The sequence below is a fragment of the Rhabdochromatium marinum genome (assembly GCF_016583795.1).
Lineage (GTDB): Bacteria > Pseudomonadota > Gammaproteobacteria > Chromatiales > Chromatiaceae > Rhabdochromatium > Rhabdochromatium marinum.
This window is the reverse complement of sequence record NZ_NRRS01000007.1, coordinates 34,281-57,282: the sequence shown is the minus strand read 5'-3', so window position 1 is coordinate 57,282 and position 23,002 is coordinate 34,281. Positions and strand designations below refer to the sequence as shown.

The window sequence follows — 23,002 nt, the reverse complement described above, 5'->3', positions numbered from 1 at the left end:
ATGTCTGAATACACTGAAACGGCGAATGATTCGCCAGAGGCCTGTTCCCCGGACACTGTGGCAGAGGCTGCGCCTGAGGTTTCCACCATCGAGACCAGCGGTAGCGACAATAATCCCTGGGCGATCAGACAGTTGCCGCACGCGCCTACTGTCTCAGCCACTGCGGCGTCGACTGGGCCGGCATTGGATCCGCTGCGCGCGGACGCTTTCTGCGGAGGCGCCCGGGTATGGCCGGACTGATGGCAACCTTCGCGCCGGTGTGCCACTGGCGTTCCTGATGCCAGCAAAAATTCCTTCCAAGCTCGCGCTGTCCGAACCGAATCTCAGCAGCCCTGGGGCTGATTATTTGGTTCGGCATTGCACCTTAAGGCAACTGCAATTGCTTGAGGCCATTGTGCGTCTGGGCAGCTTCACCCGTGCGGCCGAGGAACTCTTCCTGACGCAGCCGACGGTGTCGATGCAGATTAAGAAGCTCTCGGACTCCATTGGCGCGCCACTGTTTCACCATGTGGGGCGCACGGTTGAGCCAACCGATGCCGGTCGCGAGGTTTATGGCGCCTGCCGTGGCATTCTCAACGGACTGGCCAATCTCGAAACCAAGCTCGCGGATCTCAAGGGCTTGCGCAGCGGGCGCTTGCGTCTGGGAGTTATCACCACGGCCACCTATGTGGCACCGGAAATTCTGGGCGCGTTCTGTCAACGCTATGCCGGGATTGATGTGTCATTGAATGTGACCAATCGCGATCAGTTGTTCGAGCGTCTGTCCGCGCATGACGACGATCTTTATGTGATGGGACAACACCATGATCTCGGCTACGACGTGGATGCAGTGCCCTTTGCATCCAATCCCCTGGTGATGATTGCCCGCGCCGATCATCCCTTGGTTGGCAGCACGCGCATCCCCATGCGCCGGCTGGCTGATGAAAACCTGCTGCTGCGTGAGCCGGGTTCCGGGGTGCGCGATGCGGTGCTCAAGCACTTTACCGCCGCTGGGGTGGAGCCACGGGTGCGCATGCAGTTGGGCAGCAGCGAGGCGATTAAGCACGCCATTCTGGGTGGACTGGGCATCTCGGCGCTGTCTCTGCATACAGTACGGCTGGAAAGCAACGGCGGGCGCTTTGCAGTGCTTGATGTTGAAGGCTTCCCGATTCGCCGTCGCTGGCATATTGTGTATTCCAAGACGCGCGAATTGTCGCTGGTGGCGCAAACCTTTCGCGATTTTGCCATTGCCAGTGAAGCTGACATTCGCGCTCAACTTCATGAGGCCATGACGGCTTTGATGCGGGTGTCCGGTCTGTGTCCGGCCTCAGATACAGATCCGCAGATCAGTGCCAGGATGCTGGGGGCCATTGAGGCCGGAGCTGAGGATTTTGCATGACGGCTCATTTGAATCAAGACCGCTTCCCTTACCCGGTTGCGCGCATTGGCATCATCGGCGGCGGGCAGCTCGGGCGCATGATGGTGAAAGCGGCAAAGCAGCTGGGTTGCACTTGCACCGTGCTGGATCCCACGCCCAATTCGCCGGCCGGCCAGGTCTCCGGCCATCAGATCGTTGCCAATTATCAGGATGCAGCGGCACTGCGTGAGTTGGCGGAATCCTGCGATCTCACCACCTTCGATCTGGAAGATATCGACAGCACCATCCTCGCGGAACTGAGCAAGGAAGGTCGGCCGATCTTTCCGCATCCACAGTTGCTCGCTGTGGTGCAGGATAAACTGCGCCAGAAAGAAGCGCTGGCGTCCGCCGGTCTGCCGGTTGCTGAATTTCGCGCCATGCCGGAGCCACAGGCTGAGCTTTGTGCCAGCTTTGGTTATCCGCTGGTGCAAAAGGCCTGCCGGGGCGGGTATGACGGGCGTGGCGTTGCGGTGCTGCGCGGCCCGGAAGACTTCGCCAAGCATCTGCCGGTGCCCTCGCTGATTGAGCGCTTTGTGCCGGCGGCCATGGAGCTTGCGGTCATGGTCGCGCGTGGGCGCGATGGTGAGAGTCGCAGCTATCCGGCGGTGGAAATGCGCGTCTGTCCAGAGCACAATATTCTCGATTGGCTGCTGGCGCCGGCGCGCATTGAGGCTGCAACGGCGGCGGCGGCTGAGCAACTTGCGCAGCGTACCGTGCAGGCACTCGATGGCGTCGGCATCTTCGGCGTTGAGATGTTTCTGACGTCCAGCGGTGAACTGCTGATTAACGAAGTCGCACCGCGCACCCATAATTCAGGTCATTACACCATTGAGGCCTGCGTGACCGATCAGTTCGAGCAGCATCTGCGCGCCATTGCCGGCCTGCCACTCGGGGCGACCGATCAGCTGTGCCCGGCCGCCATGGTCAATCTGTTGGGCGCCCCGGGGCATCATGGTCGCCCGGTTATTAAGGGGCTGCGCGCGGCGCTGGCGATTCCTGGCGTGGCGGTGCATATTTACGGCAAGGCGGCGACCCGTCCCTATCGTAAAATGGGCCATGTGACCGTGCTGGATGCCGACATCGAACAGGCATACCGCAAGGCTCAACAGGTTCGCGAGCTGATTGAGATTACCGGGGAGGATCATCCTTGACCGCAACACAGAAGGCTCGGCCCAGGGTCGGCATCATCATGGGCAGTGACTCGGATCTGCCGGTGATGCAGGCGGCGGCGGACGTGCTGAGCGAATTTGCCATTCCCTTTGAACTGACCATTGTCTCGGCGCATCGCACGCCGCAGCGGCTGTTCGATTATGCCAGGACAGCAAGTCAGCGCGGATTGGCAGTGATTATCGCCGGTGCCGGCGGCGCGGCGCATCTGCCCGGCATGACCGCTGCCATGACCCCCTTGCCGGTGATTGGTGTGCCGGTTAAGACTACAGCGCTCAGTGGGCAGGATTCCCTGTTGTCTATTGTGCAGATGCCGGCTGGTGTGCCAGTGGCAACTGTGGCCATCAATGGCGCGCGCAATGCCGGGCTGCTGGCTGCGAAAATGCTTGGCATCGCCGATCTGGAAGTGCGTGCCCAGGTCGAGGCCTTTGCTGCGCGGATGGAACAGCAGGTTTTGGCCAAGGCCGTTGCGCTGGAGGCCACGGCCGGAGCTTCAGCAGGTGCGGATGCAATGCCCGGTTCAGCAGAGTCGCTACCGGCAGGCTAGAATCCCAAGGCAGAGGGCGCGCGCCGGTGTGCTGTCAGGCTGTGGCTAATGGCCGCATGAGCGCTGTGTGACCTCAGCCTTTTGTGTTAATTCGCGGAGTTCCTTCAATGGACATTGCCGAGCTTCTGGCCTTCAGCGTCAAGAACAAAGCTTCAGACCTGCACCTGTCCTCCGGTTTGCCACCGATGATTCGTGTCGATGGCGATATGCGCCGTATCAATGTTGCTCCGCTGGAGCATCGGGCGGTGCATGCGCTGGTCTACGACATCATGAATGACAAGCAGCGCAAGGACTACGAGGAATTTCTGGAGACTGACTTTTCCTTTGAAATTCCCGGTGTGGCGCGGTTTCGTGTCAATGCTTACAACCAGAAGCGCGGCGCAGCTGCGGTGTTCCGTACCATTCCGTCGCAGGTGTTAACCCTGGAAGAACTCGATGCTCCGGCTATCTTTAAGGAGATTGTCGAAGTGCCGCGCGGGCTGGTGCTGGTGACCGGGCCGACCGGCTCGGGTAAGTCCACCACTCTGGCGGCTATGATCGATTTCCTCAATAAGAATCGCTATGAGCATATTCTAACCATTGAAGATCCCATCGAGTTTGTGCACATCAGCAAGCGCTGCCTGATTAACCAGCGTGAGGTGCACCGCGATACCCTGGGCTTTAGTGAGGCGCTACGCTCGGCCTTGCGCCAGGATCCGGACATCGTGCTGGTCGGTGAGATGCGCGACCTGGAAACCATTCGTCTGGCCCTGACGGCGGCTGAAACCGGCCATCTGGTGTTTGGTACTCTGCATACCAGTTCGGCAGCCAAGACCATCGACCGTATTGTCGATGTTTTCCCGGCCGCCGAAAAAACCATGGTGCGCTCCATGCTGTCGGAATCCCTGCGCTCAGTGATCTCGCAGACATTGCTGAAAAAGCCCAATGGTGGGCGTATTGCCGCCCACGAAATCATGATCGGCACCCCCGCGATCCGCAATCTGATTCGCGAGGACAAGGTCGCGCAGATGTATTCCGCCATTCAGACCGGTCAGGCCCATGGCATGCAGACGCTGGATCAATGCCTGCAAGAGCTGGTGCGCAAGGGGCTGCTGAAAAAACACGATGCCCGCGCCAAGGCGCAGAATAAGGAAGCCTTCAGTTAGGCCGTCGTCTCCTCAGCGTCCTGCGGCTCGAAGTGCAGGGATGCCGAATTAATGCAGTAACGCTGGCCGGTGGGTGCCGGCCCATCCGGGAACAGATGCCCGAGATGTGAGCCGCAGCGCTGGCAGTGCACTTCGGTGCGAACCATGCCGTGGCTGCGGTCCTGTTGTGCGGCGACGGCGCCTTTGTCTGCGACATCAAAGAAGCTCGGCCAGCCGGTGCCGGAATCGAACTTGTGCGCGGAGTGAAACAGGGGTGCACCACAGGCGACGCAGTGATAGCTACCCGATGCCTTGAGATTCCAGTAGGCGCCGGTGAACGCCGGCTCGGTGCCCTGTTGGCGACATACCCGGAATTGCTCGGGGGTGAGGGTTTCACGCCACTGCGCCTCAGTCTTGTCGATTCGATCACTCATGAACATTGGCCTCCGCCGCTTGCGTGGGCTGCCTTGGGTTGCGTGCTTGCGTTGCTGAGCAAGGTGTTGCTAAGCAAGGTAAGGCTTGGCGCGGAGATTCTCAACGTCGCCCGATGCTGTGGTGCCTCTGGTCTGGCAGGCCGCCCGCAGCGGCTGGGCTTATACTGCCGTGCCACAAGCCGCTTGGGTCGTATCGGGTCAGTTTTGGTTATTGGGTCAGCGTTGCTATGTTGGAATCAAAGTCGCACCGCAAATCTCTCCTGCCAACGCTGTGGCAGCGGCGCTCATTCGCGCGGCGTTTGCTCATGGCGTTGCTCGCCGTGGGGCTTTTTCTGATTGGCTATCAATGGGGTAATCAGGTGTCGCTGCGTCAGGCCCCGACGGCATCCATTGCTGGCGTGCGGTTGCGCCCGCCGGTGCCTTTGCCGGTCTGGCAGCTTGAGGATGAACAGGCGCAGCCGATGACATCCGATGCCTTCGCCGGTGACTGGGTGCTGCTTGGCTTTGCGCCGGTGGCGTCGCTGCGCGGGCAGTTGACCATGACGCGCCTGCTGGAGGTCTTCAACCGCCTGGCGGATCGCCCGGATCTGCGTGCTCAGTTACGCTTGGTGCTGGTCAGCGCGCCGCTGAATGCGCCCCTGGCGCGGGACTTTCGCCGCTTGCTGCCCTCAGCCTGGGTGCTGACCGGCTCGGCTGAGCAACGTGAGCGCTTGCAGGCCAGCCTGGTCGGGCCAGTGCCCACGACTGATGCGCTGCAATCTCCAGACGCAGATACAGACGTGGCCGCTACGCCGGTTGCGCTCTATCTGATTGATCCCCACAACGCCCTGGTGGCTATTTTCCCCGCTGTGCAACCGCCGGCTCAGGTGGCCTCGGATGTGCGGCAACTGGCTGATCACCCCTCGCAGGAACCCTGAATGGTGGATACCAAGCCTTCCGCGCGCCGGTCAGCGGCCGCACGCCTGTTCGTCTGGTTGCAATATGCGTTGCCACAGCATGGACTCTCGCGTCTGATGCTGTGGTTAACCCGGCTGCGCCTGGGGGCTGTCACCCACTGGCTGATCCGGCGCTTTAGCGCGCATTTTGCTGTGGATCTGCGCGAGGCCGCAGCCCCTGACGTGGAGTCTTACCCCAGTTTCAATGCTTTTTTCACCCGGGCGCTGCGAGCGGATGCGCGCCCATTGCCGGCAGAGACCGCGATACTGCTCAGCCCAGTTGATGGCGCGGTCAGCGCCGCCGGGCGCATTGATGGGACGCGCCTGTTCCAGTGCAAAGGCCAGTGGTTTGGGCTGGCGGATTTGCTCGGTGATGCCGAACTAGCCGCTCCCCTGGTTGGCGGATACTTCGCGACGCTGTATCTGTCGCCGCGCGATTATCATCGTATTCACATGCCGCTTGACGGGCATCTGACGCAAATGCTGCATGTGCCGGGACGCCTGTTCAGCGTCAATCCGACCACCGTGGCGGGCGTGCCAGGACTCTTTGCGCGCAATGAGCGGGTGGTGACCCTCTTTGCCACACGCTTTGGTCCCATGGCGCTGGTGCTGGTTGGCGCGATCTTTGTCGGCAGTATCGAAACCGTCTGGGCGGGCGAGGTGACCCCGCCACGCGGTCAGCGCCTGACCCGGATTGACTATCCGGCGCCGGGTGCGCATGAGGCCGGGATCACGCTGGCCCGAGGCGAAGAAATGGGTCGTTTCAATATGGGTTCGACCGTGATACTCCTGTTGCCAGCCGTCGCTGCTGAACACTGGCCGCACTTGCACGCCGGCACCCAGGTGCGCTGTCGCGCGCCCCTTAAACCGTGTCCCGTTCGAAATACGCAATTTTGACAACGCCTGGTTCGAAAAACTACGATTTCTTTTTTATACACGGCATGAGATGATAATCTTGTCGCTTTAAGCGCGGATCACCAAAATCCGTCGTCCCTGGGAACTGGTCGTTTCGGCACTGGTGGTGCGTTCGGCGAGTGGTGGCTGCCCGGCGCGCCGGTCGAAGATCACCAGCCAGCCGTGGTCCAGTCCCAGTCCGGCCAGATAGGCGTCCAGTTGCGTCAACCCCTGGGTCAGAGGATCCGGGGCACCGTCGCGCCAGACCTTGAGTTCCAAGCCCAGCGTCACCGCGCCATAGCGCAGGCACAGATCCATGCGGCCCGCGCCGATGGCGTACTCGCGCTCTAGCGTGCCGCCACCGTTGATGACGCGATGCAGGAAAGCCATCAGCACCAGATGCGGGGCGATCTCATGATAGGGGGCGCTGGCGAACAGCGGCTGGCCGTGCTGACGCCAGAAGGCGAGAAAAGCGTCGAGCAGGCGATCGGGGTTGAGACGACCGTCGGGGTCAAGCCAGGTCGGGGCGATTTGCGGCAGTGAATCCTGCGGCCCGCTGGCCAGGGCGCGCGGCAACACCTCTCGGTAGATCGGATTGGCAATCACCAACCCGCCACTGCCATCGCGGCGCAACAGACCCAGATCCACCAGATACTGACGGTCATCTTCGGGCACCTCGCTCGGCAGCGTGCCGGCCAGCATCGGCTCGATCACCCGGCGCACCCGCTCCTCGCGCAGCTTGTCGGCCAACTGATCCAGATGGGTGACGCGGCGCAGGATCAGGTTTTCCTTGGCCCGGTCGATCAGCTCAACCCCGATCGGGCAAGCGCGGTCGCGCCCCTCGGGCATCTCGAAACAGCTTTCATAGGCCAGGGCATTGACCAGCCAGGGCTGGCCCTGCGTCAGCGCCCAGACCCGGTCCAATGCCTCGGGTGTAAAAAGCTGCCCGGTCTCCTCGGTATGTTCGCCGAGCAGAGTCCTCACCTCATGTGCACTGAAATCCCCCAACCGCAACGATTTGGCCTTGATGTTGAAGGCGCTGCCGCCGGTGATGACGGCGGACTCGGACGTTGAATGGATACGATAGTCGCGCAGATCGCGCACCCCACACAAAATTACCGTCTGGGGGAAATGGTGCGGGCGCTGCGGGTAGCCCGCGCGCAACTGACGCAGCAGCGAGATCAGGGTATCGCCGATGAGCGCATCGACCTCATCAAGCAGCAGCACTAGGGGTTGAGGCGATTGTTCACACCAGCGGGTGAGAAAGGACTCCAGACTCGTGAGCCCCGCCTGATCGCGGAGCACCTGCTGCGCCAGCGGTTCCGTCGTGGTATCGCCCAAGCGCCAGCGGGCGCTGTTGGCGATCGCCTGCACCACCGCCGCCATGCCGAGCGCAACTTGTTCGCGCGCCGCCTGCGCGCTTTCGATATTGACATACAAAGCCCGATAGCGACCCGCCTGGTTCAGATGCTCGGCCAGCGCCAGCAGACAACTGGTTTTACCGGTCTGGCGCGGAGCATGGAGCAGGAAATACTTATCCTGATCGATCAGCCCGAGAATCGCGTCCAGATCCCAGCGGCTCAAGGGTGGCAGACTGTAATGACGCTCGGATTGATTCGGGCCTTCGGTGTTGAAAAAGCGCATCGCGGGATCCCTGTGCCTGATTATTCAGCCTCTTCTACAGCAACCCGTGCGCAACAAGCAATGGTCAGTATTCGACCGTTCGCCACTCTGTATACCGCTCGACGATGTGGTGAGGAGCCGGAACCGCAGCCTTCGCGGCCGGGCAAGCAACTTCCATTTCCGCAATTCCAGTCTGGCAGCAAATAATATCGACCACAATTCATGAGCGACCAAAAAAAATAGCTTGACGGGATTGTGTTTGGATAACTAGAATCCCGCATTATTTTTATGGCATTAGAAAATCGCTAAGTATTTGTTTTTAAATTACAAATGCTTTGCAGCCTTCTCCGGCGTTGCGGTTGCCACGAGCGATTTCCGGGTATATTTTAGACACCATGATGGCCATCATTGGGTCATGCCGATACGATTTGCCTGCGATCACACGAAACGCGATCACCCTCCGGGTGAACAGATGAGAGCGTAAAGATCGATGACCTTATCAAGTAGGATCTGCTTCCGATGCGGCAAGTCCAGCTGACAGATCCGCCGCATTTTTTCTAGAGCCAGAACGATTCAGGTGCCGGGATGATTATATTCAAAAAAGCCGCGATTTCGATGTTGCTGTTGTCGAGTGTCTGTCTGTGGCAGCAGCCGGCACAGGCAGCGATCCCGGCCAGCGAGCGCGCGGCCTTGATTGCGTTGTATGACGCGACCGATGGAGAGAATTGGATCGATAAGACCGGCTGGTTAGGCGCGGTTGGAACAGAGTGTGGCTGGGAGGCAGGGACTGGTCAAGGATGGTATGGGGTGTATTGTAGTAGTGATGCTAATGGCAGTCATGTCGTAGCGATTGAAATCATTGGCAACCAGCTCGGCGGCAGTATTCCAGCGGAGCTGGGGCAATTGAGTCAATTGCAATACCTTAATCTTTCCCTCAATCAGCTCGGCGGCAGTATTCCAGCGGAGCTGGGGCAATTGAATCAATTGATAGGTCTTTATCTTTACGACAACCAGATCAACGGCAGTATTCCAGCAGAGCTGGGGCAATTGAGTCAATTGCAATACCTTAATCTCTCCATCAACCAGTTCAGCGGCAGTATCCCAGCGGAGCTGGGGCAATTGAACCAATTGTCTTTATTCGAAGTCTCTAACAATATTATTACCAACATTGCCACGCAGATTGCTCAATTAACGTGCAGCTTTTCCATCTCTAATAACTGTTTATCCGAATCGACTTTAGACCCTGCCGTCGCCACATTTCTGGATCAGAAAGATCCCGGCTGGCAAGCGACCCAAAAAACTTCCTGCACTGTGGTTGACAACCCACCGACCGTCACCATCAATACATCTGGAAGCAGCGACAACAATCCGAAAACTGCGGATTTTGATCTCGATGTCACTGTAACGGATGATATTGGATTACAGGCGGTTGCTTACACGGTAAAGACATCTTCTAGCGATTTAACTGGACAAAATGGTGTCGTCAACTTGAACGGCACCATGGACACCGCAACTTTTCTGATCGATCTGGACAGTTTGGCGGTTGGCTCATACAAAATTGAAGTTGGAGCCAGCGATACGAAACCGCAAGAATCAGCGCGTAAAGAGTATCTGTTTCAAAAGGTCGACCCGACCAACGATAACCCACCAATCGTCACCATCAATACCTCTGGAAGCGGTGACAATAATCCGAAGACGGCGGATTTTGATCTCGATGTCACAGTGACCGATGATATCGGATTACAGGCGGTTTCTTACACGGTAAAAACATCTTCTGGCGATTCAACTGGACAAAATGGTGTCGTCAACTTGACCGGCACCACGGACACCGCAATTTTTCTGATTGACTTGGACAGTTTGGCGGTTGGTTCATACAAAATTGAAGTTGGAGCCAGTGACACGAAACCACAAGAATCAGCGCGTAAAGAGTATCTGTTTCAGAAGGTCGAGACGACCGACAACCCACCAATCGTCACCATCAATACATCAGGAAGCGGTTACTACAATCCGAAGACCGCTGATTTTTCAATCAATGTCACGGTGACGGATGATATTGGATTACAGTCGGTCGCTTACGCGATAAAGACATCTTCCGGCGATTCGACTGGACAAAATGGTGTCGTCAACTTGACCGGAACCACGGACACCGCAACTTTTCTGATTGACCTGGACAGTTTGGCGGTTGGCTCGTATAAAATTGAAGTTGGAGCCAGCGATACGAAGCCACAAGAATCAGCGCGTCAAGAGTATCTGTTTCAAAAAGTCGAATCTGGCCAGGTTCCCACCATCACCGACTTTACCGTGGGTGAAGGCACCATCCCCGAAACCGGCCTGAGATTCACAGTCACCCTGTCAGAACCCCTGCCCGACGGCTATGGCGTCTTCGTCAACTTCGACGATCAACAGGGCCACTGGTTTGGCGTGGGTCAAGACGGCTGGCATTTGGAGTTGCAAGACCAGGGTGACAGCATGACCTACATGGTCGACTACTCCCTGGTAAAGCCCGGCCTGCGCTCCTTTAGAGCTGGAATCTTCCAACTGAATGATCCCGGCGACAGTGACGACACCCTGGTGGGCGATTACACCGATTCGCAAACCTGCACCGAGGTGTCCTGTCTGGAAGCCGTGGCCATTCCCAATTCGTATGGCGATCCGGCCATCACCGGCAGCGGCAGTGAATTGTTCAAGCAGGTGGATGTCAGCAATGGCAATTACCATCTGGCCACCACCGACATGAGCGTCGATGGCAAAGGCCCGGCGTTTGCGTTCAGCCGCGCCTATAACTCGCTAGCGCTTCGCCCCTGGACCTTCGGCTACGAGGCGAAGATCGCCTTCGTGCCCGACAGTTTCGACCGACAGGTGACCATCGGCCCCCGCGAGGACGGCCGTGTGCAGTTCTTCTATAAGGACATGGACGACCTCTGGTACACCCTCAATCCGGGCAACTTCGACCAGTTGATGGAAGATCCGGACGGCAGCGGCGATTTCGTGCTCTATACCCAGGGCAATCGGCTGTATCGCTTTGCCCCTCCAACCACCACCGAACCCGGCGACCTTAAGAGCATTGAGGATCGCATGGGCAATGCCTTGACCTTCCATTACACCGGCAGCGATCTAACCGGCGCCACCGATGCGAATGGGCGTGACTATTCCATCACGCGGGATGGGAATCATCGCGTCCAGCGCGTCACCGACTTTGCCGGGCGTTATGTCGAATACACCTACGACGCCAACGGCATGATCACCGACGTGCGCAACATGCGCGACTATCATGATCGGTATGCCTATGTCGGCACGACCGGCGAGGACCGCTACCGCCTTGCGAGCATCACTGATCCGCGCGGAAATGTTCAGATGCGCATCGACTATGCGCCGGTCACCTTCACCATCAACGGCGAGGACGATACTCAAGATCGCGTGGTCACCCTCACGGATGGCGCTGATGCAATGACGACGTTTTCCTACCCGTTCGTTGAACAATCGAGCTCGCCCTTCTATCTAAAGCAAGCCACCGGCATTGAGCAGCCCGAAGTCAATGGGGTCAATAGCAATGTCGTCTTCATGCTCGACGACCAGCGCACGCGCGTCGAGGCCCGTCTGGATACGGTTAATGCCGCCGAGTACGTCAGAACCCAAGGGTATCAGGGGTATGATGGCCTAGACCGTCAGCATGTCGCGGAAGCCGCGTTAGTCGTACAGGTCACGGACCCCAACAACAATACCACCGCGATCCGTTACGACGACCTCGCCCGCAACCGTCCGGACAAGGTCACGGATGCCGCCCACGGCGATTACCTGGCCAGTTATGAGGCCATCCCCGGTGCCCCCAACTTGACGGCCCTCAATTCGACTCAGCAACCCGGCGTACCGGCCACCCAGTTTGATGACTTCAGCCCGACCGGTCAGGCGGGCTCGATCACCGATCCACTCGGCAATACCACCACTCGAACATTCGACGCAAATGCCTGGATCAGTGAGGAAACCAAACCGCTCGGCAACTCAACCGGCTATAGCTACGATGAGTTTGGCAATCTCTGGCTCATCAACTGGGCAATCAACAACCCAAACCCCTTGGTTGGTGGGCAAACCCGCCGCATCCATGACAACCTCGGTCGCCTGATCGAGGAAACGTCACCCTCTAGCTTGGTCACTCGCTACACCTACGATGAGCACAGCAATATCCTGACCAAGAACGAGCAGGGTGGAGGCATCGACTACACCACCCAATACGGGTACGACAACAGCGACAACCTGATCTGGACCATTGATCCGCTCAATCATCGCACCGACTATATCTACGACGTACTCAACCGCAAGATCGAGGAAAAATATCGGGTTGACGGGGTGGATCATATCCGCCGCTACACCTATGACGCCATGGGCCGCCTCGCGACCGTCACCGATGAGCGCGGAAACGCGACGACCACCCACTATGATGCGCGCAGTCAGGTCATCGAAAAGATCAATCCGCTGAACGAAACCACCACCTATACCTACGACGCCAACGGCAATGTCGCCACGGTGACCGATGGCGACGGTCATACCCTCACCTACAGCTACGACGAACTAAATCGCAAGATCAAGCAGCGGGACGATGAAGGCCATGAGCAACAGTGGACCTATTATCCCAACGGACAGGTGGCTTCCCATGAGGACGCACGCGGCAACATCACTCGCTACACCTATGACGCCTCAGGCAATCTCAAAGAAACCCTGCAAGACGGCAAGGTGACGAAGGCCGATTACGATGGCAACGGGAATCTGGTGACGGTCACCGACCCGGCTGGTCACATCACCCGCTATACCTACGACGCCTTGGATCGGCGTACCTCGACCACCCTGCACCATGGCCAGCAATGGATCTACGAATACGATAGCGCCGGCAATCTGATCAGTGAAACCACGCCCAATGGTGAAAAGACTCAACAAATCTTCGATGAACTCGGACGGGTCACTCAGCGCACTGAGTACGACGCCAATCAAAGTCTCACCCGCAGTATCGGTTACACCTACGACGCCAACAGCAATGTCACCAGCATTGCCACCGGCGGCGGCACCATTGAGTACACCTATGATGCAATCAACCGCATCACCAGCGTCACCGATCAGAAAGGCCAGACCCTGAGTTACGCTTATGACCTGGCCGGCAACCGCACCCGTCTGACCTACCCCGGCAACAAGATTGTCAGCTATGTCTATGACGAGGCCGACCGCCTCGACAGCCTGACCGACTGGCTCAATCAAACGACAAGCTACACCCGCAATCAGGCCGGGCAGGTGACGGACATCACCAATGGCAACGGCACCAAGGCCCATTTCGACTACGACGACGCCGGACGCCTGGTTCGACTGCAAAACCTGCACGCCAATAACAGCGTCATCAGTAGCCATGATTTGACCCTCGACGAGGCGGGCAACATCACCCAGGCCACGGTCGATCTGCCACTCATGCCGACCTTACCAGCAGGCATTGACGCGATGACCTACGACAATACCAACCGTCTCCAGACGGCGGCGGGCAAGACCTACACGCATGACGACTCCGGCCGGATCATCGAGGAAGACGCCAATGGCGTGCAGACCATCTATCAATTCGATATCAAGGATCACATCAGCCAGATCACGCGCGATGGGACGATCCTGAGCCAATACGCCTATGACCTGAACGACAACCGCATCAGTCAGACGCAAAACGGCGTCGAAACCCGCTATGTCATCGATCCCTTGGCGTCATTACCCAATGTGATCGCCGAAACCACGGCGCAGGGCGCGATCAGCCGTTATTACGTCTATGGCGAGGGTCTGGTCTCGCAGATCGATGCGAGCGGGAACAGCCACTATTACCACTTCGATCCGACAGGGCACACGCTGGCCTTGACCGATGCCAGTGGCACTGTGACGGATGAATATGCCTACTCACCCTATGGGCATACGACGAGCCAGGGCAGCACCCCGAATCCGTTCAGGTTCGTTGGCAAGTATGGCGTGATGGATGATGGTAATGGCCTGCATTACATGCGGGCGCGGTATTACAAGGAGGATATTATGCGGTTTGTGAGCTTGGATGCGTTGCATGGGGATATGCTAACGCCGCAGGCTTTGAATCGGTATGCGTATGTGTTGGGGGATCCGGTGATGGGAGTGGATCCGAGTGGTAAAAAAGAAGGTTATGATAATTATTCTGGTTATGTAATGTCTGAGAATGGTCTAGAAGGCCCGGAAATTAATCAGTCCCCAACCGGGAAGATATGGCGGCCAGAACTGTTGAATGATTCTTCGCCTACTAGGTGGAACTTTAAAACCGAAGATGTTCTTGGAAGCAGCGGAATCAGCATATTAAATATGGAAGCAACGTATGGAATAATAGGAGATTATGTTTACGTCAAAGAAAGCGCTAGTCTTTTCCTAACCTATGAAGATAGTTGGGCTGAGCTTAAGCTACCTTCTGCAGGAATTGAAGGTTGCGGAAAACTCAAAACTCCTTCTACATTATTATTAGATACGACTATTGAAATATGCGGAGGTCTTTCAACCCCCGGACTTGGTTTCCTCCTAAAATCCTCCGGTCCTGCTCTTGTAGGTGTGGGGCTGTCTGGTGGTGTGGGTCCGGTATCGGCAAAATTTCAGGTCGGGATTAATTTCGACGTATTAATGCAGACAAAAGCGGTAGAAAGTTACATCAAATTTGGAGATTGGCTTCGATCAATTCCTAATCCCGTGGCATTGAGACGGATGTTTGGGTTTCACTGATCAGCCCGCGTAGGCCAGAATCAATCAAACGAATCAAACGGGCCAGGCTCGAATTATTTTCGAGCTACCCGAGCTCGCGTCGGGCGGAACGCAATAGCGGTTCCGCCACCTGCCAACGGATCAAGTTAACTGTCTGTATCAGGAGGAGTTTTCGAAAGGAGGTTCCACCAGGTGAATTTGGCATGATGATGGCGGCTATGGCGGATCGCCCTGCGTATCCGACTTACGCATCCGCTTGATGGAACAGCAGGTTGCATGGACATGAGGATGAAGGGTCGAGATGCCGCACTATCGTGGCTATCGGGTTCGGGGTGGGACCTATTTCTTGACGATCAATCTGCTCGAACGGCGCTCGGATCTGCTGGTGCGCGAGATCGATACCCTGCGCGAGGCGGTGCGCCTGACGCGGCGTCAACGCCCGTTTCATATCGATGGCTGGGTGGTGCTACCGGAGGGGGACGATGATTTCTCGAACCGGGTCAAGGCGATCAAGATTCGATTCGTGCGGGCCATTCCAGCCACGGAGCGGCGCAGTCCGCTTAGGGTGGAACGCGATAGCAAGGTAGAGCCGGTTAGCGACAGCCTAACCCGCCATTTTTGAATGCCATTCAGCGAAAGCAGGCCATGAAAAAGAGCGCCTATCTCGAAATGTCCATTCCGGGCTATCTGGCGGCTGGGCCAAGCCGTGATGATCGACAGGGAAGTTCAAGACTTTGCTGCAAGATTGATGGCGGAAGGCGGAATACCTGAGGTTGCCAAAGCTGACGCGATTCATGTCGCTGTCGCGGCGGTTCATCGCATGGATTATCTGCTGACGTGGAATTGCCAGCATATCGACAATGCGACCAAAAAGCCCATTATTCGTGCCATTTGTGGTGCCGCCGGGTATTCCTCCCCCGAAATCTGCGCGCCATTGGAACTCTTTCCGGAGGAAAACTGATGTATCGCGATGAAATTATCGCGGAGGTTTGGCGAAACCGGGATGCTTACGCCGCGCGACATCAGAATAGCCTCACTGAAATGGTCGCCGACCTTCGGGAGCGCCAGCAACGGCCCGATTGCAAACGGGTGGATCGTCGAGATTGGAACCATCAGCGAAGCACGAAAGTAGGTCGTTCAATTTAGGAAAATCGCGGACGTACCACAAATTTCAACATGAATCTTTAAGGAGGGCGTGCTTCCTCCCGCGACGGGCGTCGCAGGCACAGAGCGCGCAATGTCTATGCACAGATTACTCACCTCTCTGGCCCCGTCACTACCGGCCCTCCTTGGCATCATGCCGCTGACGCAGGCCGCAGCCGCCAACGTCACCTACAGTTACGACGCCATCGGTCGCCTGACCCAGGTGAGTTACGACACTGGCCAGTCGCTGCAATACGCCTTCGATCCCGCCGGCAACATCCTTTCGGTCGCTGTGAACGGCACTGCGTTTCCGGATCCTGATGACCCCACTACCTGGCCACCAGTAACGACCTGGGGAGGCATGACCGATGAGGATGGCGATGACATCCCCGATGAGATCGAAGCCTTTGCACCCGGTCGCCCCGGTCCAGACGGGCAAACCGTCGCGGGCGACAACAACGGCGACGGAACACCCGATTGGCAGCAGGACACTGTCACCGCCTATCCAACGGTTGATGACAACGGCCACCTGGTCTGGGTCACCCTGGTCAACGACGATTCCGGGCAGGTTAAGGCCTTTACGCAGATCACGGACATTGTCTGGCCCGACGGACTCGACCTGCCGATGGGTGTGTTGGACTTCACCATGATCGAGCGCATCGACGTCCAACAGCAGAGCCGCACCGCCCGTCAGACCGCTGCCGCTAACACCGTCACCGGTGGAAGCGTCTTACCACTCACGGTGATCACCGCGGCCGAGGTGGCCGTCAACGGCTTCTACGCCCTCAACCAGCACAGCGACACCTGGGACAACCTCGCCAGCCCCGCGCAAGGCGGCATGACGGCCCTGGTCGACGATTACTGGCAACTGCGTTTTCAGGTTAAGGACGGCGGCCCCTTCGACGCTGACGCTAGCGTCAATGGCGAGGTTCAAATCCAGGGCGCCCCCGGTCGTCAGCTCAGCACGCCCCAGGACAAGCTCTACATGAACGCCGGCGACTCGCCGCTGGTGCTCGACGGCAGCTTCGTGCAGACGCTCGACTTTGGTGGCATCGATACCTACACCCTGAGTCCCGAACTCAGCACCGACGTGCGTTTGGTTGACAACCAGGCCAGCCAGATCAACCTACCCGAAGGGCTGGTGATTACCGCTGGGCGCTTCTTGAGCGACGGCTTCGAGTTGACCATCAACGGGCATGTTGTGCGCGTAATTGGCCGACCCGACACCTCCCGCTATGTCATCGGCGGTGATCTGCTGGAGCCCGAGACCAAGCTGACCTATGCTGCGCTGGCCGGCGCCTTCGGCACCACGGTTCCGCGTCCCGGTCAGACGACGCCTAATCTCGCCCCCAACCCCGTGCGGGTCAGCACTGACGGGACGTTGGAGCCGGTGGTCTTGCCTCCGGCGGATGCCGAGCCTCAGGTTCGCGCCCGCATGGCCGCAACTCCGCGCGCTGTCACCGAGGCACCCGAGATTGAGCCTGTTCTCGACGCGCGTGCCGATGCCAAACTGCGCTGGGTGGCCAGTTGTATCGGCGCCACGCCTGCCTCGGCGGCCATCTACCTGACCGAACTGGCCAGCGGCCAGCGCTGGTGCTACACCGATCCGGCGGATCAGGCCGATCCAGCCTGGCGGGTGGATCAGCCAACGCTGAGCGCTGATGGGGCCTATCTGGCTTACCGGGTGTGCGTGGATGCGACGGCGGGTCGCGCGCCGGAGCGCACCGACTGCTGGGTGGATCTGTACGGGCCACAGGGCATCACCGCCACCCTGGCCTGGCCAGCGCTGACCAGACCAACGCGGCTGGCTTTCAGCCCGGATGGTGCTGAGCTATGGTGGCTGGAGACCGAGAACCAAGCCGTCGATGGCGACGTGCCAGTGGTCATGCAGGTCAATCCGCTGCGCTAACACGAGCGGGTCGACGTGCTGCCGCGCGACGGGGTGTTGGCTCCGTCGCGCTATGGGACAAGACCCGCCCGCGTCCTGTCCACCTCGCTGAAGCGCCTGGGAGTGCTATGCTCACACCCTAAAGAGAATGCCAGCGTGCTTGGCAATTCTCTTCACAAGTAAGCATCTGCCCAACAACCTGCGTATAGGGGTTTTCCCTATGCGGGTTTTCCTGTATCCTTGCGTCCTCCAAATTTGTGACTCGGTTCGCACTTTGCTGTGCCAGCCGATGTTTAAGCCAGTGAGGACCCTGGAATGATCAACAAGAGCAAAACCAATCATGTCAACCCAAGCGCCCTCTGGATTGCCTTGGGCGTTTTGATGGCGCTGACCACGCTGCCGGCCTTAGCCTCCGTGAAAGCGGTCCCCGGCGCTGTGCAGAGCGGTATCGCCTCCTACTATCACGACAGTTTGCAGGGCAACAAAACAGCCAGTGGCCAAATCTATGATAAAAATCGGATTAGCGCTGCGCATAAGACCCTGCCGTTGGGCACCAAGGTTAAGGTGACCGATACTAAAACAGGCCGCTCGATTGTGGTGCGCATCAATGACCGCGGTCCTTTCGTTAAGGGGCGCATTATTGATCTGTCGCGGCGTGCGGCCAGCCAGTTGGACATGATTCACCGCGGTATTGCCCGGGTAAAAGTGGAAGTGCTGAGTCTGCCGGGCACTGGCGCCTAATGCAGGGCCGAAACAACTGAGCTGAAAAAATCCCTGGCGATTTTGAATCATCATTGTGCGAGCGCGTGTCTGTTGCAACAATAACGCATCCAGAGTCGCACCTTTGTGATGGCCGGGCGAGTCGTTGACGGTCGCCCGGTGTGTCGCAGTGCTCTGTCTCGATCCGTTATTGTCCACTATGGAGTTGTAACCATGCGCATGTCACAAATGGTCGCCGGTGTTTTCGCCGCAGCGGCGCTGTCCGGAACGGCTGTCGCCGAGCAGGATTCGGCCATGATGAATGCCTACCAGGCCAAACAGTTGATTCACACCTTTGCCCAGCAGTTACAGGGTGAGCTGAAAAGCGCCATGCAGGACGGTGGGCCAGTGGCCGCTGTTAACCTTTGCAAGGAGCGGGCACCGGCCATTGCTGAATCCTTGTCGCAGGACGAAGGCTGGAGCATCGGTCGTACCAGTCTTAAGCCGCGTAATGTGGAGCTCAACAGCCCGGATGTCTGGGAGCAGCGGGTGCTGCGGCAATTTGAGGATCGCGCCAATGCCGGTGCTGATCTGAGTCAGCTGACCTATGCCTCCGTGGTTGATGGCGAAGACGGTCAAAGCTATCGCTTCATGAAAGCAATCCCGACTCAGCAGGTGTGTTTGGCCTGTCATGGCGAGGCGATTAACCCCGAGATCGCCGCCGCCCTGGATGCGGCCTATCCCCAGGATCAGGCGCGGGGTTATAAGGCCGGTGATCTGCGTGGCGCCTTCACGCTGCAAAAACCGCTCTGAGTTTGTGTCAAGACCGGGATTGCGATCGGCGATCCCGGACTTGAAAATCCTCCCACCTCTGGCCAGAATCCCGGCTACAATTCTGCGTTGAATCTGTGTTGCCTTGCATGGGTGACCCACTCATCGCGGCCTGTCTGTCCCGGAGGAATCGATGCCAGAACCCACATTCGACGTGCAATTCTCGGGTGAGTTGATTGGCGCTGCGACACTGGAGCACGTCAAGCAACGCGTGGCTGAGGCGTTTAAGCTCGATCAGGCTGGAATCGACCGCCTGTTCTGTGGTCAAGCGGTGTTTATCAAGCGCGGTGTCGATCACCCAACAGCCGAGCGCTACCGCGAGGCCTTCCGCAAACTGGGCGCCGTTGCTGACATCATACCGGTCGGCGGCGAGTCGGAAGAGGTGTTTCGCTTTGATGACTCCGACGAGGAGACAGCGGCATCCTCGGCGCAACCAGCGGCTGCCACTCGTGCGCAGGCGGCAACGTCCAATGCCAATGCGGCCTTGTCCATTGCCCCAGCCGGTGCAACCCTTGAAGAACTCTCGGATCAAGGCCCGGAGCAAAATCCGGATACCAGCAAGCTTAGTCTGGTCGAGGGCCAGGACTGGTCGCTGGAGGATTGTGCCCCGCCGCCGCTGGCCGAGCCGATTCCGGATATTGACTCCATGGAAATGGAGCCGCAATCGATGATGACCGATAGTTCACGCGACTCCTAGTGGTGTCAGCGTGGCAGCAGCGCGGCGCCAGCATGGTGCCAGCGCCAAGCGATCCTCCCGTTTCTTATTGTTTACAGCTGACAGCTCAACATGAATCAACCAGCCTCTTCCGACCTTCATCCCCACCTCGTCATTGGCGGTGGTATCAGCGGCCTGGGAGCCGCCTTTTTTGCCTCCCGTGCCGGCACGCCCACTCTGGTGCTGGAACAGCAATCGCGTGTCGGGGGCTGCATGAACACCCAGGGCTTCGACGGGCTGGGCGATTTTTGGGTCGAAGCCGGCAGTCACAGTTGTTTCAACAGCTACGGTCATTTGTTGGAGATTCTGGAGCGTATTGGTCTGCTTAGCAAGATTCAGGCTAAGGCCAAAGCGAGTTACCGGCTGTGGCGCGGAGGGCAGCGGGCATCGATCCTGTCGGCTCTGCACCCTCTGGAACTGCTAACCTCCTTGCCGCGCCTGTTTAAGCTCAATAAGGAGAAGCTCAGCGTTTATGAATACTATGGACGTGGACTGGGGCGCAAAAACTACAGTGATCTGTTTGGTCCAGCCTTCCGTTCGGTGATTTGTCAAACGGCCGATGATTATCCTGCGTCGGCTTTGTTTCGCAAAAAACCGCGCCGCAAAGAGATTCTGCGCAGCTTCACCATGCCCGGCGGTCTGGCGGAGATCCCGCGTGCCCTGGCCGCTCAGGATGGCATTGAGGTGCGCCTGGAGTCCGCTGTGGTCGGCGTGACGCTGGAGGAGGGCGCTTATCGCGTCGAGCTGGACAGCGGAGCCTCACTGCGCGCCCAGGCGTTGACACTGGCCGTGCCGCCCGATGTGGCCACGCGCCTGTTGCAGGGCGTGAGTCCGGCAGCCGCAGCGGCGATTGGCATGATCGGCGTGGCGGAGATCGATTCTCTGCTGCTAGCCTTTGACAAAAAAGACCTCAAGCTGCCCGCCATTGCCGGCCTGATCAGCGTGGATGGCCCCTTCCTGTCGGCGGTGTCCCGCGATTTTCTCGAGCATCCGCAGTACCGTGGCTTTGCCTTCCATTTCCCCGGCGGGCGCCTGGATACCGAGCGCCAGATCGAAGCCGCCTGCCAGGCGCTGGATGTCGCGCCCAGTCAGGTTGCCGCCGTGCGCCAGGAGCACAATCGCCTGCCGAGCTTGCGCAAAAGCCATGGCGATTGGATGGCGCGACTCAATCAGGCGTTGCAGGCGACAACGGCAGCGGGTCATCCATTGGCCGTCACGGGGAATTGGTTTCTCGGCGTGTCAATTGAAGACTGTGTGACGCGCAGCCACGACGAGATGACGCGACTCTTTGCCGGCTAGATCCGCGCCTCACGTACCCGCGCCTCACGTACCTGTGCCTGGATGGCCGCCGCTGCGGCCTGCGGATCAGCGGCAGCACAAATAGCTGAGACCAGCGCCAGCCCCTGCGCACCGGCTTGAATCACTGCGCCGGCATGTTCGGCTTTCAGGCCACCGATGGCCACCTTGGGCAGCTCGGGAGCGGCGGCGCAAATTGCGCGGAGTCCGTCCCAGCCCAGCGGTGTGGCGTGATCGGCCTTGGTGGGCGTTGCAAACACCGGACCGACGCCCAGATAATCAATCAGTTCGGGATCAACCGCCCGGGCCATGGCCGGGGTTTCCACCGATAGCCCCAGAATGGCCTGCGGACCCAGTCGGGCTCGGGCCGCTGCCGGGTCGGCGTCGCTTTGGCCGATATGCAGCCCATCGGCGCCAATGGCAGCGGCTACTTCAAGACGGTCATTGACCATCAGACGCGCCGGCTGACCGACAAGGGCGGCTTTCAGTGCCTGCCCCAGTTCAATCAAGGCGGCATCACTGGCGGTTTTGTCGCGCAACTGCACCATGGTGGCACCCCCGGCCACCGCTGCGGCCACAGTCGCGATCACTCCGCGCGTGCCACACAGTTGGGAATCCGTGACCAGATAGACTGACAGATCAAAAGATGGCTTCACGACAACTCCTCGACTTGGCGCGGATCCGGGTGCGACATCGGCTCAATGCGCGCGGCACCATCCAGAGCTTCCGGTTCCAGATTGGCCAGTGCATCGATAAAGGCAACGGCAAAGGAACCCGGCCCCAGCTTTTGCCCTGAGTGTTGCAGGGCGCTTTGTGCCGTGCATGCCGCCTGCTCACCGGCGACGCCATAATAGGCCAGCGCCGCCACAGTGCCCGCATAAGGCTCGCAGCCGGCACCGAGAAAACCGCCGATGAGGCCGGTCAGGGAGCAGCCAAGCGCAGTCACCTGGGGCATCAGTGCATGGCCATTGTGAACCTGCGCCGCGCGGCGTCCGTCGGTGACCCAATCGACCTTGCCGGTTACGGCGACTATGGTCTGATAGCGTTTGGCCAGCGTGACCGAGGCTGCCGCTGCTGCTGAGACCGGGTCGTTGGCATCGACGCCGTGTCCCTGGAGCTCGCCGGTGGCGGCTTGACCGGTGCAAGCACCGAGGGCGAGAATTTCCGAGGCATTGCCACGGATCACCGTCGGTTGCAGGTCGAGTAACTGGACTGCCGCCTGTTGGCGAAATCGGGTGGCGCCGACGGCTACCGGGTCCAGCACCCAGGGACGCTGATGGGCTCTGGCCGCCTCGGCCGCGCTGAGCATGGCCTGCAACCAGGGGGTTGATAGAGTGCCGATATTGATGGTAAGTGCGTTGGCGATGGCAGCAAAATCAGCGGCCTCCTCGGGCGCATGCACCATGGCTGGCGAGCAGCCAGCGGCGAGCAGAATATTAGCCATGGGGTTCATGGCGACATAATTGGTGATGTTGTGCACCAGAGGGGTACGCTGGCGCAGGCGCCGCAGGGCATCACCGGCGGAAACTTTGGGCATCGTGGCTCTCCGTAGCAATGTTTAGTGCAAACATTTCGTGCAAT

General features: G+C 58.8%; 19 protein-coding genes. 15 read left to right on the top strand and 4 right to left on the bottom strand.

Annotated elements, in window-relative coordinates:
* From CKO36_RS03755 to CKO36_RS03735, 5 genes are all read left to right on the top strand, one after another.
* Complete coding sequence (locus tag CKO36_RS03755; RefSeq protein WP_200280742.1) at positions 1-240, top strand: hypothetical protein; 240 nt, start codon at positions 1-3, stop codon at positions 238-240.
* 37 nt (positions 241-277) lie between these two features.
* Positions 278-1,378, top strand: coding sequence for a LysR family transcriptional regulator (locus CKO36_RS03750; protein WP_242469371.1), 1,101 nt, complete (start codon positions 278-280; stop codon positions 1,376-1,378).
* On the top strand, positions 1,375-2,547 hold the full coding sequence (locus CKO36_RS03745; RefSeq protein WP_200280741.1) for a 5-(carboxyamino)imidazole ribonucleotide synthase: 1,173 nt from the start codon (positions 1,375-1,377) through the stop codon (positions 2,545-2,547). The genes CKO36_RS03750 and CKO36_RS03745 overlap by 4 nt, the downstream gene beginning before the upstream one ends.
* A 38-nt stretch (positions 2,548-2,585) precedes the next feature.
* Positions 2,586-3,110 carry a 5-(carboxyamino)imidazole ribonucleotide mutase gene (gene purE / locus CKO36_RS03740; RefSeq protein ID WP_200280843.1) on the top strand — a complete coding sequence of 175 codons (525 nt, stop codon included), beginning with the start codon at positions 2,586-2,588 and terminating at the stop codon, positions 3,108-3,110.
* 107 nt (positions 3,111-3,217) lie between these two features.
* Complete coding sequence (locus CKO36_RS03735) at positions 3,218-4,255, top strand: type IV pilus twitching motility protein PilT (RefSeq protein WP_200280739.1); 1,038 nt, start codon at positions 3,218-3,220, stop codon at positions 4,253-4,255.
* Here the strand turns inward: CKO36_RS03735 and msrB are convergent.
* Positions 4,252-4,674 (bottom strand): peptide-methionine (R)-S-oxide reductase MsrB, encoded by a 423-nt coding sequence (gene msrB, locus CKO36_RS03730; RefSeq protein WP_200280737.1) that lies wholly within the window; start codon positions 4,672-4,674, stop codon positions 4,252-4,254. The genes CKO36_RS03735 and msrB overlap by 4 nt on opposite strands.
* A 221-nt stretch (positions 4,675-4,895) precedes the next feature.
* Here msrB and CKO36_RS03725 point away from each other — a divergent pair, with 221 nt between their 5' ends.
* On the top strand, positions 4,896-5,585 hold the full coding sequence (locus tag CKO36_RS03725; protein ID WP_200280735.1) for an SCO family protein: 690 nt from the start codon (positions 4,896-4,898) through the stop codon (positions 5,583-5,585).
* Positions 5,586-6,500, top strand: a complete 915-nt coding sequence (asd, locus tag CKO36_RS03720) for an archaetidylserine decarboxylase (protein WP_200280733.1) — start codon at positions 5,586-5,588, stop codon at positions 6,498-6,500. It abuts the gene before it with no gap.
* Between the two features lie 66 nt (positions 6,501-6,566).
* Here the strand turns inward: asd and CKO36_RS03715 are convergent, their stop codons facing one another.
* Entirely contained in the window at positions 6,567-8,141 is a 1,575-nt protein-coding gene (locus CKO36_RS03715) for an AAA family ATPase (protein WP_200280731.1), read from the bottom strand.
* Positions 8,142-8,705: 564 nt separating this feature from the next.
* Here CKO36_RS03715 and CKO36_RS03710 point away from each other — a divergent pair.
* From CKO36_RS03710 to CKO36_RS03675, 8 genes are all read left to right on the top strand, one after another.
* Positions 8,706-14,870 carry an RHS repeat-associated core domain-containing protein gene (locus tag CKO36_RS03710; protein ID WP_200280728.1) on the top strand — a complete coding sequence of 2,055 codons (6,165 nt, stop codon included), beginning with the start codon at positions 8,706-8,708 and terminating at the stop codon, positions 14,868-14,870.
* Between the two features lie 280 nt (positions 14,871-15,150).
* The gene (locus CKO36_RS03705; protein WP_200280725.1) at positions 15,151-15,471 is read left to right on the top strand and encodes a hypothetical protein; all 321 of its coding nucleotides are present in this window, start codon (positions 15,151-15,153) and stop codon (positions 15,469-15,471) included.
* 87 nt (positions 15,472-15,558) lie between these two features.
* A complete protein-coding gene (locus tag CKO36_RS03700; RefSeq protein ID WP_200280722.1) occupies positions 15,559-15,810 on the top strand; it encodes a PIN domain-containing protein in 252 nt (83 codons plus the stop codon).
* A 282-nt stretch (positions 15,811-16,092) separates the two neighbouring features.
* The gene (locus CKO36_RS03695) at positions 16,093-17,901 is read left to right on the top strand and encodes an RHS repeat domain-containing protein (RefSeq protein WP_200280719.1); all 1,809 of its coding nucleotides are present in this window, start codon (positions 16,093-16,095) and stop codon (positions 17,899-17,901) included.
* A gap of 360 nt (positions 17,902-18,261) precedes the next feature.
* Positions 18,262-18,621 carry a septal ring lytic transglycosylase RlpA family protein gene (locus CKO36_RS03690; RefSeq protein ID WP_200280841.1) on the top strand — a complete coding sequence of 120 codons (360 nt, stop codon included), beginning with the start codon at positions 18,262-18,264 and terminating at the stop codon, positions 18,619-18,621.
* A 192-nt stretch (positions 18,622-18,813) separates the two neighbouring features.
* A complete protein-coding gene (locus CKO36_RS03685) occupies positions 18,814-19,392 on the top strand; it encodes a Tll0287-like domain-containing protein (protein WP_200280716.1) in 579 nt (192 codons plus the stop codon).
* A gap of 151 nt (positions 19,393-19,543) precedes the next feature.
* Positions 19,544-20,107 carry a hypothetical protein gene (locus CKO36_RS03680; protein WP_200280713.1) on the top strand — a complete coding sequence of 188 codons (564 nt, stop codon included), beginning with the start codon at positions 19,544-19,546 and terminating at the stop codon, positions 20,105-20,107.
* A gap of 90 nt (positions 20,108-20,197) precedes the next feature.
* A complete protein-coding gene (locus CKO36_RS03675; RefSeq protein WP_200280710.1) occupies positions 20,198-21,424 on the top strand; it encodes a protoporphyrinogen/coproporphyrinogen oxidase in 1,227 nt (408 codons plus the stop codon).
* Here the strand turns inward: CKO36_RS03675 and thiE are convergent.
* Together thiE and thiM are read right to left on the bottom strand one after the other, a co-directional pair.
* Positions 21,421-22,077 (bottom strand): thiamine phosphate synthase, encoded by a 657-nt coding sequence (gene thiE / locus CKO36_RS03670; protein WP_200280707.1) that lies wholly within the window; start codon positions 22,075-22,077, stop codon positions 21,421-21,423. The genes CKO36_RS03675 and thiE overlap by 4 nt on opposite strands.
* Positions 22,074-22,958, bottom strand: a complete 885-nt coding sequence (gene thiM / locus CKO36_RS03665; protein ID WP_200280704.1) for a hydroxyethylthiazole kinase — start codon at positions 22,956-22,958, stop codon at positions 22,074-22,076. The genes thiE and thiM overlap by 4 nt, the downstream gene beginning before the upstream one ends.
* Positions 22,959-23,002: the final 44 nt, after the last annotated feature.